This window comes from Roseateles koreensis (genome assembly GCF_028595305.1).
GTDB lineage: Bacteria > Pseudomonadota > Gammaproteobacteria > Burkholderiales > Burkholderiaceae_C > Paucibacter_A > Paucibacter_A koreensis.
Genome location: NZ_JAQQXS010000010.1, coordinates 1 through 16,426 on the forward strand (window position 1 = coordinate 1; position 16,426 = coordinate 16,426).

15 protein-coding genes are annotated in these 16,426 nt (G+C 59.1%); 4 read left to right on the plus strand and 11 right to left on the minus strand.

Annotation, left to right across the window (positions count from 1 at the left end; all coding sequences use genetic code 11):
• From PRZ01_RS12040 to PRZ01_RS12055, 4 genes are all read right to left on the minus strand, one after another.
• On the minus strand, positions 1-431 hold a 431-nt coding region (locus PRZ01_RS12040; protein ID WP_273597041.1), incomplete at its 3' end, for an ATP-binding cassette domain-containing protein.
• Positions 432-444: 13 nt separating this feature from the next.
• On the minus strand, positions 445-1,221 hold the full coding sequence (locus tag PRZ01_RS12045; RefSeq protein WP_273597042.1) for an ABC transporter ATP-binding protein: 777 nt from the start codon (positions 1,219-1,221) through the stop codon (positions 445-447).
• 13 nt (positions 1,222-1,234) lie between these two features.
• Complete coding sequence (locus tag PRZ01_RS12050; protein WP_273597043.1) at positions 1,235-2,362, minus strand: branched-chain amino acid ABC transporter permease; 1,128 nt, start codon at positions 2,360-2,362, stop codon at positions 1,235-1,237.
• 27 nt (positions 2,363-2,389) lie between these two features.
• Entirely contained in the window at positions 2,390-3,313 is a 924-nt protein-coding gene (locus PRZ01_RS12055) for a branched-chain amino acid ABC transporter permease (RefSeq protein ID WP_273597044.1), read from the minus strand.
• A 394-nt stretch (positions 3,314-3,707) separates the two neighbouring features.
• Here PRZ01_RS12055 and PRZ01_RS12060 point away from each other — a divergent pair, with 394 nt between their 5' ends.
• Positions 3,708-5,762, plus strand: coding sequence for a diguanylate cyclase (locus PRZ01_RS12060; RefSeq protein ID WP_273597045.1), 2,055 nt, complete (start codon positions 3,708-3,710; stop codon positions 5,760-5,762).
• Positions 5,763-5,780: 18 nt separating this feature from the next.
• Here PRZ01_RS12060 and PRZ01_RS12065 read toward each other — a convergent pair whose 3' ends face one another.
• The 4 genes from PRZ01_RS12065 to PRZ01_RS12080 all read right to left on the minus strand — a co-directional run bounded on the left by PRZ01_RS12065 (position 5,781) and on the right by PRZ01_RS12080 (position 10,821).
• Complete coding sequence (locus PRZ01_RS12065; protein ID WP_273597046.1) at positions 5,781-7,076, minus strand: replication-associated recombination protein A; 1,296 nt, start codon at positions 7,074-7,076, stop codon at positions 5,781-5,783.
• 32 nt (positions 7,077-7,108) lie between these two features.
• Positions 7,109-7,729: an outer membrane lipoprotein chaperone LolA gene (gene lolA, locus PRZ01_RS12070; RefSeq protein WP_273597047.1), complete on the minus strand. Its 621-nt coding sequence runs from the start codon at positions 7,727-7,729 to the stop codon at positions 7,109-7,111.
• A gap of 4 nt (positions 7,730-7,733) precedes the next feature.
• On the minus strand, positions 7,734-10,094 hold the full coding sequence (locus tag PRZ01_RS12075; protein WP_273597048.1) for a DNA translocase FtsK: 2,361 nt from the start codon (positions 10,092-10,094) through the stop codon (positions 7,734-7,736).
• Positions 10,095-10,155: 61 nt separating this feature from the next.
• Entirely contained in the window at positions 10,156-10,821 is a 666-nt protein-coding gene (locus PRZ01_RS12080; protein WP_058719933.1) for a Crp/Fnr family transcriptional regulator, read from the minus strand.
• A 175-nt stretch (positions 10,822-10,996) separates the two neighbouring features.
• Between PRZ01_RS12080 and trxB the strand changes: the two genes are divergently transcribed.
• The 3 genes from trxB (at position 10,997) to rpmG (ending at position 12,711) form a co-directional block, all read left to right on the plus strand.
• Positions 10,997-11,956: a thioredoxin-disulfide reductase gene (gene trxB, locus PRZ01_RS12085; RefSeq protein ID WP_273597049.1), complete on the plus strand. Its 960-nt coding sequence runs from the start codon at positions 10,997-10,999 to the stop codon at positions 11,954-11,956.
• A gap of 312 nt (positions 11,957-12,268) precedes the next feature.
• Positions 12,269-12,502, plus strand: coding sequence for a 50S ribosomal protein L28 (gene rpmB, locus PRZ01_RS12090; RefSeq protein ID WP_263532262.1), 234 nt, complete (start codon positions 12,269-12,271; stop codon positions 12,500-12,502).
• 41 nt (positions 12,503-12,543) lie between these two features.
• Positions 12,544-12,711 (plus strand): 50S ribosomal protein L33, encoded by a 168-nt coding sequence (gene rpmG / locus PRZ01_RS12095; protein WP_058719936.1) that lies wholly within the window; start codon positions 12,544-12,546, stop codon positions 12,709-12,711.
• 129 nt (positions 12,712-12,840) lie between these two features.
• Here rpmG and PRZ01_RS12100 read toward each other — a convergent pair whose 3' ends face one another.
• The 3 genes from PRZ01_RS12100 to PRZ01_RS12110 all read right to left on the minus strand — a co-directional run bounded on the left by PRZ01_RS12100 (position 12,841) and on the right by PRZ01_RS12110 (position 16,280).
• On the minus strand, positions 12,841-13,374 hold the full coding sequence (locus tag PRZ01_RS12100) for a DUF3016 domain-containing protein (RefSeq protein WP_273597050.1): 534 nt from the start codon (positions 13,372-13,374) through the stop codon (positions 12,841-12,843).
• A 175-nt stretch (positions 13,375-13,549) separates the two neighbouring features.
• Positions 13,550-14,776, minus strand: coding sequence for a DesA family fatty acid desaturase (locus tag PRZ01_RS12105; RefSeq protein WP_273597051.1), 1,227 nt, complete (start codon positions 14,774-14,776; stop codon positions 13,550-13,552).
• A 244-nt stretch (positions 14,777-15,020) separates the two neighbouring features.
• Positions 15,021-16,280, minus strand: coding sequence for an RsmB/NOP family class I SAM-dependent RNA methyltransferase (locus PRZ01_RS12110; protein WP_273597052.1), 1,260 nt, complete (start codon positions 16,278-16,280; stop codon positions 15,021-15,023).
• Positions 16,281-16,426 lie beyond the last annotated feature (146 nt).

The window sequence follows — 16,426 nt, forward strand, 5'->3', positions numbered from 1 at the left end:
AAAATGGTGAAGACTTTGTCGATGTCGGCCGCAATCTGTGCTTTGTCGTTGCGGATGTAGGCGCCCATTTGCAGGTTTTCGGTGATGGTCATGCGGGTGAAGGTGCCCCGCCCTTCGGGCACCATCACCAGGCCTTGTTTGACCAGGTCCCAGGGGCCTTGGCCTTGGATGGTTTGGCCCAGGTATTCGATCTGGCCCTCGGCCACGGGCTGCAGGCCGGTGATGGCTTTGAGGGTGGTGGTCTTGCCCGCTCCGTTGGCCCCGATGAGGCTGACGAGTTCGCCCTGGCGCACTTCAAAGTTCACGCCTTTGACGGCCTGGATGCCGCCGTAGGCCACTTTGAGTCCGCTGACTTTGAGCAGGATGTTGCTGCTGTTGCTGTTGCTGCTGCTGCTGCTGCTATTGCTGCTGTTCTTGCCGTTGCTGGTCATGGTCGCTTGCTCTTTAGTGGTTCTTGTGCCCGGCGCCCAGATAGGCTTCGATGACTTTGTCGTTGCGCTGCACGTCGTAAGGCGTGCCTTCGGCGATTTGCTTGCCGTAGTCGAGCACGGTGACGCGGTCGCACAGGCCCATCACGAGTTTGACGTCGTGTTCGATCAGCAAGATGGTGCGGCCGTCTTTGCGGATGCGGTCGATGAGTTCGCGCAGCACGACTTTCTCGGTGGCGTTCATGCCGGCGGCAGGCTCGTCCAGGGCGATGAGTTTGGGGTCGGTGGCCAGGGCGCGCGCGATCTCAAGGCGGCGCTGGTCCCCGTAGCTCAGGGTGCGGGCCTTGAAGTCGGCGTATTTGCCAATGCCCACGTAGTCGAGCAGTTCTTGCGCGCGCTGGCGGATGGCGGCTTCTTCGGCCTTGAAGCCGGGGGTGCGCAGCACGGCGCCGATCAGGCCCGAGGCGCTGCGCACGTGGCGGCCGACCATGACGTTTTCCAGGGCGGTCATTTCGGCGAAGAGCCGGATGTTCTGGAAGGTGCGCGCTATGCCGGCCTTGGCCACTTGGTGCACGGCTTGCGGGGTGTAGGGCGCCCCGCCCAGCTCAAAGCAGCCCGCATCGGGCGTGTACAGCCCGGTGATGACGTTGAAGAAGGTGGTCTTGCCCGCGCCGTTGGGGCCGATCAGACCATACACCTGGCCTTGCTGGATCTGGATGCCAACGTCGGACAGGGCTTGCAGGCCGCCGAAGCGTTTGGACACGCCGCTGACATGGAGAACGGTGGAAGTCATGGCTGGGCCTCGCTCAGTGGGTCGCGGTTTGCGTTTTGGTTGTTGGCATCGGCTGCGGCTGCGGTTTAGGCGCCGCCTTGCCATGCTCCGGCGAGGGCCACAGCCCACGCGGGCGGATCAGCATGATGCTGATCATGGCCAGCGCCACCAGCAGTTGGCGCAGGATGGCGGCGTCCAGCCGCCCGCCGGTCATGGCTTGCAGGGGGCCGGCGACGTAGCGCAAGACTTCAGGCAGGGCCGACAGCAGCAAGGCGCCCAGAATCACGCCGGGGATGTGCCCGATGCCGCCTAGCACGACCATGGCGACGATCATCACGGACTCTTGCAGGCTGAAGGATTCCGGGCTCACAAAGCCTTGGAAGGCGCCGAACATGGAGCCCGACACGCCCCCGAAGGTGGCGCCCATGCCGAAGGCCAGCAGTTTGAGGTTGCGGGTGTTGATGCCCATGGCCTTGGCGGCAATCTCGTCTTCACGGATGGCCATCCACGCACGCCCGATGCGGGAGTTCTCCAAGCGGTAGCAGATGATGACGCTGAACACCACCAACGCCAGGAAGAGGTAGTAGTACAGGGTCACCGAGGGCAAGGTGAAGCCGAACACATCCAGCCCTTTGCCCAGGTCGATGCCAAAGAAGTGGATGGCGTCGATCTGCCCGATGCCGCGCGGGCCGTTGGTGATGTTGAGGGGGTATTCCAGGTTGTTCAAGAAGACGCGAATGATCTCCCCGAAGCCCAGGGTGACGATGGCCAGGTAGTCACCTCGCAGCTTGAGGGTGGGCGCGCCCAGCAGCACCCCAAAGAGTGCGGCCACGCCGGCCCCCAGCAGCACGACCAGCCACAGCGGGGTGTGCAGCCCTGCGGGGAAGGCGGCCTGGATGGCCTCGAAGTTCTCGCTCAGGTGCGGGCTGGACAGCAGCGCGAACATGTAGGCGCCCACCGCGTAGAAGGCCACGTAGCCCAGGTCGAGCAGACCGGCGTAGCCCACCACAATGTTCAGCCCCAGCGCGAGCATGACGTAGAGCAGCGCCAAGTCGATGATGCGCACCGGGCCGTTGCCCAGTTGCTGGCCCAGCAAGGGCAGCACCAGCAGCCCCAGGGCAGCCAGCACGAAGACGAAGAGTTTGTTCTTTTGTGATTGCATGAGGTGTTCTCCTTCAGGCACGGTCATTCAGGCACGATCGGCCACGCGCTCGCCCAGCAGGCCCGAGGGTCGCAGGGTCAGCACCAGGATCAGGGCCAAAAAGGCAAAGATGTCGGCATATTGGCTGCCCAGCACGCCCCCGGTGAGGTCTCCCAGGTAGCCCGCGCCGATGGCTTCGATCAGACCCAGCAACACCCCGCCCACCATGGCGCCCGCCAGGTTGCCAATACCGCCCAGCACAGCCGCGGTGAAGGCTTTGAGGCCGGGCATGAAGCCCATGGTGTGTTGCACGGTGCCGTAGTTGGCCGCCCACATCAGGCCGGCCACTGCGGCCAGCGCCGCGCCGATCACAAAAGTGGTGGAGATGATGAAGTCGGGCTTGACGCCCATCAAGCCCGCCACCCGCGGGTTCTCAGCGGTGGCGCGCATCGCCCGGCCCAGCTTGGTGTGATTGACCAGCCACATCAGCGCCGCCAGGATCACCACGGTCAAGCCCAGGATCACGCACTGGGTCACCGAAATCACCGGCCCGCCCAAATCAATCGGCGTCGTCGGCAACAGCAGCGGAAACGGCTTGGGGCTGGGCTTCCAGATGATCATGGCCAGCGTCTGCAGCAGCAACGACATGCCCATCGCCGTGATCAGCGGCGCCAGTCGCGGCGCATTGCGCAGCGGCCGGTATGCCACCTTCTCCACCACGAAGTTCAGCACCACGCACACCACCACCGCGCACACCAGCGCGATCAGCATCAGCACCCACCCCGGCAACCCCGACCCCGCCAAGGCACTCACCACGCTCCAGCTCACCAGCCCTCCCACCATCAAGATCTCGCCATGCGCGAAATTGATCAGGTTGATGATCCCGTACACCATCGTGTACCCCAGCGCCACCAGCGCGTACATGCTGCCAAGCACCAGACCATTGATCATTTGCTGGAAAAACGTTTCCATGAAGCTTCTCCGGTTTGGCATGGGCACCTGGCCTCATGCCCAGTCATCTAGCGATGAGCAAAAAAAAACCCGCCGCAAAGTCGGCGGGCCTTGTTGGCCATCAAATCCTGCAGGCTCGCCGGAATTGTAGGAGGGCACTCAGCGTCGAATTCGATAGTAAATACCCGTACACAGAAAGCACAAAACAGGGCAATGATCTCGCCGCCGCCTCGATTCACTGGCAAGATAACGCCTCAACAGCGCGGCATCATGCGTGCCAAAACCGTCCCGCCCAAAGCGCCTGTTACGACCTGCTTTCCTGCGGCTTTTTGACCCAATCCAACATGACATCGCAGTCACTCTTTAAGTGCACCGTTAAGGTGGCGCGTACCCTGTCGAGCACAGGACACTGACAATGGCATGGCGCCGCATCACTCGCTCATTTGTCTCGCTCAAAGCGAGGGCCACGGTCAGCATGATTGCGCTGCTGTTTGCAGGAGTCGGTTCAATCACTTTGCTGCTGATGAATCGGGTTGAACACGATGCACTGAAAGATCTTCGCAACCGAGAGCTGACTGAAGCCGTACGCACCGCGATGCTGCTGTCACGCGCCATGGTCGACCTGCAGCAGGCACTGAGCCTTGCGGAGCCGCAAATCACCATCGATACCTTGTGGAACTTCAATGAACTTCGACAGTTCATCGAAACCAAGACGCTTTTGCGCAGCCTGTTCTCGAGCGTATTCATTGCACGTTCTGATGGCCAAGTGTTGATCATCACCGACACAAAAGGAACGCGCAGACCCACCGCATTCTTAGGTGACAGAGAGTATTTTCAAGCCACGATCCATGAAGCGCGCCCACTGTTTTCCCCGCCCATTTCGGGACGCTTGACCGGGGAACCCGTCATCGTCCTCACCCAGCCGCTTCGCAATGCACAAGGGGTTTACGGCGTACTTGGCGGCGGCCTCAGTTTGACTCGGCGTGATTTGCTGGCCAATGTTGTCGATCAACAAGACAGTGACGACAATACTTTGCGCGTGGTCACTGACAAGTTCGGAATCGTAATTGCGCATCCCAATCAATCGCGCCTATTGAAGTCTTTGAGCGAGGAGCCTCGGCTTGCACAAGCCTTTGCCGCGTGGCTGGCCGCGGGCCAACCCGTGGAACCGTCGGGCATTCAACTTCCGCAAGCAAATGAATTGGTCAGCGCTGCGGGCGTACCTGGTCCCGATTGGATGGTTTGGCGCGTTCGACCGGAGAGCGAGTTGCTAACGCCGCTGCATGCCGCCAGACGTGAGGCCCTGGTGCGGGCATTGGTGCTGATCGCCATCATGTCTCTGCTGACCCTGACTTTCCTGTACTGGCTTTTGCGCCCGCTCGGCCTGTTGGAGCAGCGGGCAAAACACATGTTTGACAGACGCTACCCCGCTGCCGAAGGTTGGCCTGACGCGGTGGGCGAGATTGGCGAGTTGAAAGAAGTTTTGAAACAAGTCGGCATGCAGCGCCTTCAATTGGAGGCAAAACATGACGAATTGCTGAAGCGGCTCGAATCCGTTCTGTCAGCCTCACCCGTGGGCTTTGCATTCACGCGGCACCGAACATTTGTGCTTGTCAGCCAGGAGTTGTGCCGCCTTCTTTCGAAAAGTGAAGCCGAGTTGCTCAGCGCCTCCACGCAGTCCATTTACGCCAACCCCGATGATCAGGCCCGCATTGAACAACAGGCGTTGAGTGCTTTCAGGGCCGGGCAAAGCTATGTCGGTGACTGGGAACTGCGGCGGGGCACTCGTGACAGCTCTGACAAGGGCAGTACGTTTTGGGCGCAAATGCGCGCCAGCCCGGTTGACGCGAACAATGCGGCCGCTGGTACGATCTGGACCGTCACCGACATCAGCGATCAACGCAAAAAGCATCAGGCGTTGGAGTGGTCAGCAGGCCATGACTCACTGACCAAACTCGCCAATCGGCGAACGTTCGAACAAGAAGCCGCAGCGCTTGTGCACCCACTGTCCGGTCGTCATGATGCCGCCATCATCTACATCGACTTGGACCATTTCAAACCCGTTAACGACTTGGGTGGTCATGCCGCCGGGGATGCCATGTTGATCGCCGTGGCGCACGCGATCCATACCGCTGTTCGTGCCAGCGATTTGGTTGCGCGATGGGGTGGCGATGAATTCGCGGTGCTGCTCAACCACTGCGATGCCACTGCCGCCCTGCGAATTGCCAGAAACATCTTGGCCGCTATCTCAGGCGTATCCATTGAGCGGGAGCAGCAGCACTTCAGCGTCGGCGCCAGTTTGGGTGTGGCCAACCTATACCCCGACCTGCAAACCTTGAGCGCGTGGCTGGCAGAGGCCGATCTAGCCTGCTACGAAGCCAAAGCAGCAGGTCGCGGGACGATAAGAAGTTCACCGCAACGCACACCGGCCGCAACGGGTGGCGCCGCCCACAGAGACTCAAGGTACTGAGTTGCGAGGCGGTGAAAACTAACCTGCCTCTTCGTCCAGTTTTTTCAAGAAAGCCATTTTTTCGGAAATCTTGAGCTCCAACCCGCGCGGCACGGGTCGATACCACCCTGGTTCTTCTATGCCGTCAGGAAGATAGGTTTCACCCGCAGCATAGGCATTGGGTTCGTCATGAGCATATCGGTACGCATGCCCGTAACCCAGCTCCTTCATGAGCTTTGTTGGCGCATTGCGAAGATGTACAGGAACCTCCCGGCTCTTGTCCTGCTTCACGAAGGCACGAGCAGCGTTGTAGGCGTTGTAGCCCGCGTTGCTTTTGGCTGCTACAGCCAGATAGATGACAGCCTGCCCCAAGGCCAACTCACCTTCAGGACTGCCCAGCCGTTCATAGGTCAAGGCAGCGTCGTTGGCGATCTGCATGGCCCGTGGATCGGCCAAGCCGATGTCTTCCCAAGCCATGCGAACAATGCGCCGCGCCAGATAGCGAGCATCGGCACCACCGTCCAACATGCGAGTCAACCAGTAAAGGGCCGCATCGGGATGGGAGCCGCGTACCGACTTGTGCAAGGCTGATATCTGGTCATAGAAGTTGTCCCCGCCTTTATCAAAACGCCGACTGTTCAGGGTCAGGGCGTTCTGCAAAAAGTCAGCGGTGATCGCCGTGATGCCAGAAGCATTGGCTGCTGTGCTCGCCTGCTCCAGCAGGTTCAAGAACCTTCTGGCGTCCCCGTCTGCATAGCCAATGATGGTATCCCTTGCCAGATCGTCAAACTGAAGATGGCCAAGGGCAATTTCTTGGGCGCGACCGAGCAGCAGTTTCAGTTCGTCATCTGTCAGCGACTTCAGCACATAGACCTGAGCCCGGGACAACAAGGCTGAGTTCACTTCAAAAGAAGGGTTCTCGGTGGTGGCGCCAATGAATGTGACAAGGCCACTCTCCGCATACGGAAGAAGAGCATCTTGCTGGGATTTATTGAACCTGTGAATTTCGTCAACGAACAAGAGCGTGTGCTTGCCCATCGAGAGATTTTGCTGCGCCTGCTCCATCGCCGCACGAATGTCTTTGACACCCGAAAACACCGCGGACAAGGCGATGAACTCGCACTTGAATGCACTGGCGGTGAGCCGTGCCAGCGTCGTTTTTCCAACGCCCGGCGGCCCCCAAAGAATCATGGAATGCGGCTTACCCGACTCGAACGCAAGCCGCAGCGGCTTGCCAGGCCCGAGCAGGTGCGACTGCCCGACCACGTCGTCCAACGTGCGCGGACGCAGCGCCTCTGCCAAGGGCGGCGTGGGCTGAGAGCTGAACAGATCCATGGATTGGCTTGGGGCTGGAAATGGGGCTTGAATTACTGCTCGATCAAGTCGGCGCCCGCTGGCGGCACGAAGCGAAAACGTTCTGCCGCAATAGCTTGATTGGACACAAAGCCCGCAAAATCGAGCCGGGATCGCTGACCAAATCCGTCAACCACCTCCAGCGCCGCCAAGCTTGCACCTTTGAATCCGACCTTCAAGGATTGAACACTGCCATCAGCTTGCCGGGGCGTGGCCAGCACCCATTCCAAGCCCCCTTCAGGCGCCAAGGGCTTGAGCGTGAAGTCGCGCTCCAAGCTCGCCCCCGCCAACAGCGCCGCCGGCGTTGCACCCAAGACCTGGCTCATGCGCCGCGAACTGGCCTGTTTCAGATCGGGGTCATAGATCCAGACCTTCTGGCCGTCGCCCACGATCAGTTGCTCAAAGGGTTTGGTGTACGCAAACCGAAACTGATTGGGGCGCTGAAACTCGAAGGTGCCGAACGAGATTTTTTTACGCAAACCGTCCGGCGAACTCACTGTCTGGGTGAAGTCAGTGCGGCCACTTTTCACGTCACGCACAAAGTCCTTCAACGCTACCAAAGCGTCAGCCTGAGCCAGCGCAGCCAGGCCCAGCAAGCCGAGTACAAAGACGGCAGATTTAATTCGATGTTTCACGGATTTATTCGTCCCGCTTGGGAATGATCAGATCACGGTTGCCGTTGGTCCCCATGCTGGAGACAAGCCCTGATTTCTCCATCTGCTCAAGCAGACGCGCCGCACGGTTGTAGCCAATTCGCAAGTGTCGTTGAACCAGCGAGATGGAGGCGCGCCGATGCTGAAGCACGATGCCCACGGCCTGGTCGTACATGGGGTCCGACTCGCCGTCACCCGAAGCGCCACCGCCCGCCTCGCCGCCCTCGCCCTCCAGGACGCCGCCTTCGAGGATGCCTTCAATGTAGTTGGGCTCGCCCTGAGACTTCAGGTACTGAACCACCCGATGCACTTCGTCGTCACTGACAAACGCACCGTGGACACGGATCGGCAGGCCAGTGCCCGAAGGCATGTACAGCATATCGCCCATGCCCAACAAGGCTTCAGCACCCATCTGGTCAAGAATGGTGCGGCTGTCGATTTTAGAGCTGACCTGGAACGACAAGCGGGTCGGGATATTGGCCTTGATGAGGCCCGTGATCACGTCCACGCTGGGGCGTTGGGTGGCCAGAATCAAGTGAATGCCCGCAGCCCGGGCCTTCTGGGCCAAGCGCGCAATGAGCTCTTCAATTTTTTTGCCCACCACCATCATCAAGTCGGCCAATTCGTCGATCACGACGACGATGAAGGGCAAACGCTCCAAGGGCTCGGGCGCTTCCGGCGTCAGGCTGAACGGATTGGGGATAAGTTCGCCACGCTCGGTCGCGTCGTCAATTTTCTTGTTGTAGCCTGCCAGATTGCGCACGCCCATTTTGCTCATGAGCTTGTAGCGCCGCTCCATCTCACCGACACACCAATTGAGCGCATTGGAGGCCTGCTTCATGTCCGTGACCACCGGCGCAAGTAGATGGGGAATGCCTTCGTAGACGCTCATTTCAAGCATCTTGGGGTCGATCAGGATCAGACGAACATCACGCGCTTCCGCCTTGTAGAGCAGGCTCAGGATCATGGCATTGATGCCCACTGATTTACCCGAGCCGGTCGTGCCGGCCACCAGGCAATGCGGCATCTTCGCCAAGTCGGCGACCACTGGCAGGCCCACAATGTCTTTGCCCAGGCCCATGGTCAGCTGAGACGAGGCGTCAGCATAAACCTGCGAGCCCAAAATTTCAGACAAACGAATGGTCTGGCGCCGTGCATTGGGCAACTCAAGCGCCATGAAATTCTTGCCCGGAATGGTCTCCACCACGCGAATCGACACCAGGCTCAAACTGCGCGCCAGGTCTTTGGCCAAGCCGACGATCTGCGAACCCTTCACCCCCGTTGCGGGCTCAATCTCATAGCGGGTGATCACCGGGCCGGGCGAAGCCGCCACCACGCGTACTTCGACCCCAAAGTCGCGCAGTTTCTTCTCGATCATGCGCGAGGTCATTTCAAGCGACTCTGGCGTCACGGATTCGACCCGCACCGGCGCGGTATCCAACAGATCAACCTGCGGCAATTTCGTATCGCTGGCGTCAACAAACAAGGTTTTTTGCCGCTCTTTGGCAACCCGGGTGGACTTGGGCACTTCAACCACCGGTGCCTCGATCACGATCGGCACATGATGTTCTTCAACCACCTGCCGCTCGACCTCCACCACCAACTCGCGCTCCTGGGCGGCTTGTTCGCCTACGCGTTGATCTTCAGCCTGCTCGCGGCGCTCTTGCCGCTTTTCGCGCAACTCATCCAGGCGCTCGCCCAAAGACTCCGCCACGCGGAGCCACGAAAACCGAAGCGCCAAGCCGGAGCCCACCAGCAACGCCGCGATCCACACAACACCTGAGCCAGCAAAACCCAGTGCCCGCATGCTCCAAGGCCCGAGCACATAACCCAGTACCCCGCCTGCATGCCCGGGCAAGCGTGCCTCCCAGGAATAAAGCCGCGTCCATTCCAGCGCACAACTGGCGCACATCAACAGCACCAAGCCTACAGCCCAAAGGGCCGCGCTACGTAACGCAGGTTGGTTGGTGTGGGGTGTTTCAGCCCGCAAAAGACCCGCCAAACCGCTCAGCCACACACGCAGCCCCGCCAACAGCAGCCACCAGGTGGAGTAGCCGAAGCAAAACAGCAAAATGTCAGACAGCCATGCACCGAGCGCACCCACCCTGTTGCCATACAAAGCGTGCGTGCCCGAGCTGGAAAAAGCAGCATCGGCAGGATCGTGGCTGAGCATTGCCAGCACGATCAAACACCAAAGCAAGGCACCCACCAGCAACCAAGCCGGCGTGCGCAAAGGGCTGGGCCGCACCAGAGGCGTTGCAGTGCCCTTTTTGCCTTGGCGTTGATAACTTTTGTCTTTGGCGCCGACCTCGTCGTCACGCAACAGGGAACCCAGGGGAAAACTCATACCGCCATTGTGGCGCAGGTTTCAGGCCCCACAGACCCAAGACATGTCCAAGCGCCCCGCATCAATCAGGAAAACGCTCCTTGATCACCACGGAGCCATTTTCCAAGGTCTCAATCACGCCGCGCTCCTCCAGGTCCTTCATTACCCGGCTCACCATTTCACGAGAGGCGCCGACCACCTTGGCCATGTCCTGGCGGGACACCTTGCCGCGGATGATCTTTAGCCCCTTCTCTTCTTCAGACATATCCAGCAAGGTACGAGCCACGCGGCCGTACACGTCCAGCAAGGCCAGCGACTCAATCTGGCGGTCGGCATTGCGCAGGCGCGCGACCAAGCCGCGCAAGATGGCGTAAGACAAGCTACTGGTGTCTGGCAGGCAACGCGCAAACTCCAGGCGCCCCAGCACCAGCATGTCGGTCTGCACTTCGGCACGCACGGTGGCGGAGTGCGGCTCATGGTCGATCAAGCTCATCTCGCCCACGTAGTCACCCGGTTGCAGTACAGCCAAAATGACCTCCCGGCCCCGCGTGTCGGCAGTCAAAACACGAGCGCGGCCATTCAACAAAATGAACAACGCGTTCGATTTAGTCCCCTGCTCGACAATCAATTCGCCCCGCTTGAAGCGCCGCTTGACCACGCTGTCAGCAATCGACTGAGCCTGATCGGTAGTGAGCAGCGAAAACAAGGGAACTCTGCGGATCAGGTCCAGATTGGACAACATGGCCATAAACAACCTCCTTCGAATATTGGTTTGACACCGGCGTCAGCGCCAGTGCGGGAAGCATACCTAGAATATACCCAGCGATTGTGCCAATACCTTCTTGCAATCACATGTCGAAAAACACCCGAATCCTTCGGCGTCCTTGACTTGTGTCTGCAGGAAACAACCCCATAGTGATCTCATGAGCTCAAGCACCCAACACCACTCACTATTGATCCTGGGTTCCGGCCCAGCCGGCTATACCGCAGCGATTTACGCGGCGCGCGCAAACCTGAAGCCTACTTTGCTCACCGGCATGGCACAAGGCGGGCAACTCATGACGACCACCGAAGTGGACAACTGGCCGGCCGACGTGATGGGCATTCAGGGGCCCGAATTGATGCAGCGCTTTCAAGCGCACGCTGAACGCTTCCAGGCGCAAATCATCTTCGACCACATTCATACCGTCGATTTTTCCAAGCGGCCTTTCACGCTTACCGGCGACAGCGCCACCTACACCTGCGACGCATTGATCATCGCCACAGGCGCTTCCGCCAAATATCTGGGCCTGCCTTCTGAAGAATCCTTCATGGGCCGCGGCGTGAGCGGCTGCGCCACGTGCGATGGCTTTTTCTATCGCGGTCAAGAGGTCTGCGTGGTCGGTGGCGGCAACACGGCCGTCGAAGAGGCGCTGTACCTCTCCAACATTGCCAGCAAGGTGCATGTGATTCACCGCCGGGACAAGTTCCGCGCTGAACCCATCCTGATTGACAAGCTGACCGAGAAAGCCAAATCTGGCAATGTAGTGCTGCACCTGTGGAACACCCTGGATGAAGTCTTGGGCGATTCAAGTGGCGTCACCGGCGTTCGCATCAAAAGCACCGAGGACGGCAGCAGCAAGGACTTGGCGCTGCAAGGCTGCTTCATTGCCATCGGGCACCAGCCCAACACCGATATCTTCAAAGGTCAGTTGGAGATGAAAGACGGCTACATTGTGACCCGCAGCGGCCTGGCCGGCATGGCCACCATGACCAGCGTCCCCGGTATTTTTGCGGCAGGCGACGTACAAGATCATGTGTACCGCCAAGCCATCACCAGTGCAGGCACCGGCTGCATGGCCGCACTGGACGCCCAGCGCTTTCTTGAGCAAGAACAAGGCTGAAGCGCGCAAATCCCCAGGCCAACTGCGGGCTGTGCTGAACGGGCTCCGGGGCGTGCTAGGCGCATCGGCGTCTACGCGCTGGACCGCAGCATAAATTCAGGCTATACTCGCAGGCTTGCTCGCTGGATGGACCGCACTCACAGCATTGAGCCCCTCTCTTTGAGGCGGGTCAATGGGACGGGTTGGCGAGCATGAAGCGGTCATGAGGCCGTCGAGATTTCTTCTTGCATACAAACGTATCGCGCCAAAAACGCGCCACAAAGAAGAAATAGCTCGAACGGCTGGTCATCAAATCAAACCGGAGTAGTGTCAATGGCACGCGTCTGTCAAGTCACGGGCAAAAAGCCCATGGTGGGAAACAATGTCTCCCACGCCAACAACAAAACGAAGCGTCGCTTCCTGCCGAATCTGCAGTACCGTCGTTTCTTCTTGGAGACGGAGAACCGTTGGATTCGTCTGCGTATCAGCAATGCTGCTCTGCGTTTGATTGACAAGGTCGGCATCGACCAAGTCGTCGCGGATCTGCGCGCAAAGGGCGAGCTGTAAAGCGAGCTCTGATCACGAACCGAGACTGAAGGAGCACAATCATGGCCAAAGGCGCACGCGAAAAAATCAAGTTGGAATCGACCGCAGGTACGGGTCATTTCTACACCACCGACAAGAACAAGAAGACTACGACTGGCAAGCTCGAATTCATGAAATTCGACCCCAAAGCTCGTAAGCATGTTCTGTACAAGGAAATCAAGCTGAAGTAATTCAGCGATTTCCGGCCTCTGCTTCGGCAGAAGCCTCTACAAAAAGCCCCGCAGCGCAAGCTGGCGGGGCTTTTTGCTGCCCATTCTTGTCGCGCTGTGCGCAGGCTCAGGCCGCTCTTTGGACGCTTTTTACTTACCGGTCAGCTTATCGCTTTGCGCAGAATCTTGTGAGTGCGCCTTGACTTCAGAAATCTCCGACTTGAATTCACGGGCAAACCAATCGTCCAGCATCTTCTTCTCATAGCGGAGTGATTCACTCGAATCGATGCGACCGATGCCGTCCATGTAATTCATATCCCGAAGGTTGGCCTGACCCGAACGCAGCACTTTGCCGCCAGCGCTCAAGACATAGCTCAAGTCGATGGCTGGGCTCGTCACATTACTCATCACGCGCACCATGTCCATATTGCGCCCCACGGGTCGCACTTCACCCGCCAGATCGACATTGTTCACATCAATCACCAAGTCGTACCCAGGCAAATGGTGCTCACCCAATTCACGAATAATGGATTGCAAGCCCCGCAATGCCTGCTCGCGATCGCCCGCTGAAAAATTGATGTCTGAAAACTTCTCAGGCGATACGAAACGCACCTCCACAGCCGCGCACACAGGAAATGCCCCACACAAGGCCAGCATGGACGCGATCAAGAACCTTGTTTTCATTCTCACAATGAACTCCTGTTTTTTACGATCAACAGCTTGAAGTCTAGATTGCAAACGAAAAAAAGGCACCCCGCAGGGTGCCCTTGTCGCTCGATCTTTACGTTCAATCTTTGTTTGATTTTATTGCCAGGCCGGGCTCGCTTATTCAGCAGAAATCCCAGCGTCAAACAGAGCTTCAGGCGGCAATACGAGCCGTGCGCAGCGACATGGAAAAGGCGCGCAATTCGGCAATACCGCTTTCCTCGGCGCGGCGGCACCAAGCTTGCAGGTCGCTCACCAATTGCTCGGCAGAGACGTTAGTACGTGTCCACAACTGGCGCAACTCTTCACGCATGGTCACCAATTTATCCAGCACCGGGCTGGCTGCACGTGCGTCGGCAATTTGCGGCAGAACGTCGCTGGGGATGAAGTCAGCATCCCGCGGCAACCAACGTTTGGCCATCTTGAATTGCGCCCATTGCGCGCTGTGCTGCTGGCCTTGCGCCTTCAGCTTTTCAAGCTCGGCAGCACAGGCAGCTTTCAGGCCACGACGATAGCTGGCCATAACCTCGTAGCGGTTGGCGATGATGGCCTCCAGCGTCTGCTTGTCAGCAGGCTTGATCGAGCCCGTCAGCAACTTGGGTGCCGTTTTACGAACCTTGGCCCAGCCCAGCATCTCGAAAGCGCGGATATAGCCCCAACCGATATCAAACTCAAACGGCTTGACCGAAAACTTGGCCGAAGTCGGATACGTGTGGTGGTTGTTGTGCAACTCTTCGCCACCGATCAAGATGCCCCAGGGAGACACATTGGTCGACGCATCGGGTGCTTCGAAATTGCGGTAGCCCCAGTAGTGGCCAATGCCATTGATCACGCCTGTAGCCCACACCGGAATCCAGGCCATCTGGATCGCCCAAATGGTTGCACCAATGGCACCAAACAAGGCCAAATTGATCGCCAGCATCACGCCCACACCCTGCCATGAGTAGCGGGTGTAGAGATTGCGCTCAATCCAATCGTTCGGCGTGCCGGTCCCGTATTTGGCGCTTGTTTCGGGGTTCTTGGCCTCCGCCCGGTACAACTCGACCCCGGTCAGCAACAAAGCCTTCAGACCGCGAGTTTGCGGGCTGTGGGGGTCTTCTTCGGTTTCGCACTTGGCGTGGTGCTTGCGGTGCACGGCCACGAACTCCTTGGTCACCATGCCCGTGGTCAGCCACAACCAGAAGCGGAAGAAGTGCGACGGGATCGGGCCCAGGTCGAGGGCACGGTGCGCCTGTGCACGGTGCAGGAAGATCGTCACACCCAAAATCGTGAAATGTGTCACGATCAGCGTGTAGATCACGATTTGCCAAGCGCTGGCGTCCAGCAAACCGTTGCTGAGCCAGGCCACCAGGCCGTCATGTATCGTCGTCAAGAAGTTCATTCGGTCCTTCAACTTGTGCCCGGCACCTCAGGTCAGCCGGCGTTCCCTTCGTGGGTAGGATCAATTTTCCAAAACAGCCACGAAGTCCGAGTTTGGAAAAATCAGCTGTCGATTGTAGGCGAGTCGGTCTAATTCACCCAGCCTATTCCGCAGCAATACGGCCGATTAATGACCAAAGTCTGGATCTGCAGCTATTTTTCAAGGTCTTGCGGCGATCTGACCGCAAAAGTTCTTCAAACTGAACTCAGCGCTTTTCCCAGACCGCAGCAAAAAAACCATCGGTGTGATGGCGGTGCGGCCAGAGTCGCAGGTAGCCGTTCTCAACCAATTCGTCCGCCCGGGCCACATGGGCCTTGGCCAGCACCTCCGCGGCGTCCAGCTTGGCAAACTGCGGATGTGCCGCTTCAAACTGCTGGGCGATCTCTTCGTTTTCGGCATTCAGCAAACTGCAGGTGGCATAAACCAAGCGACCGCCCGGCTTCAGCATACGTGCGGCGCTGGCCAGGATCGCGGCTTGTTTGACCTGCAATTCGGCAATAGCCTGAGGCGACTGGCGCCATTTCAGGTCAGGGTTGCGGCGCAAGGTTCCGAGCCCTGAACACGGGGCATCGACCAACACACGGTCGATCTTGCCGGTCAGCCGTTTGATGCGCTCATCCCGCTCGTGGGCAATTTGAGTCGGATACACATTGGACAAGCCACTCCGAGCCAAGCGAGGCTTCAAGGCCGCTAGACGGTGCCCGGAAACATCAAAGGCATACAAGCGCCCCGTGTTGCGCATGGAGTCACCCAGAGCCAGCGTCTTGCCGCCGGCGCCGGCGCAAAAGTCGACCACCATTTCGCTGCGCTTGGCATCCAGCATCAAGGCGAGCAGTTGGCTGCCTTCGTCTTGCACCTCGACACCGCCGCCCGTGAACAGCTCCAACTTATTCAACGCCGGCTTGCCGGGGATGCGAATCCCCAGCGGCGAATACGGCGTCGCTTCTGCGGAAATATTGGCCGTAGCCAAAACGGCAAGCGCTTCTTCGCGTTTGTTTTTCAGCGAATTGACACGCAAATCAAGCGGCGCAGGTTCATTCATCGCCGCCGCCAGTGCCCAGAACTGATCCTCACCCAAGCGTTCAAGCAAAGGGGCAGCCAACCAATCTGGCAGGTTGTGGCGCAGCTTGGGAGGAAGCCCGGACTGATCAAGTGCCTGGACCTGGGCCAACCATTCCTGCTCCTGCGGGGTCAAGGCGCCGCGCAAGAAGGTGTCGTTGCCTTGCCAGGCCAAAATCGCAAGGCGACGTTCGGTGGGCCCACGACCGGACTGAGCCAGATGCTGCCACAAGGGGCGGCGCCGCAAAACGGCATAGGTTGTTTCAGCCAACGCATGACGTTCGCGTTGGCCCAGCCCTTTGTGCTGGCGGAAGAAAGCGGACACCACGCTATCGGCGGGTGCGTCGAGTTTGAGCACTGCGCGCAACAGCTCGCAGCTCATTTCAAGGAGGGCATTTGGGTGCATAGCGGGCGATTATCCCAGCAGCCCGCCCTTTTCCGCCAACACTGAGCGATGAAGCAAGGTTTGCGCCCCGCACGGCACCCCGGCGAGGTCGCGCAAGGTCTGTTGCTCAGCCAACGTTGCACGATGCGAAGATGCGCACCACCCCC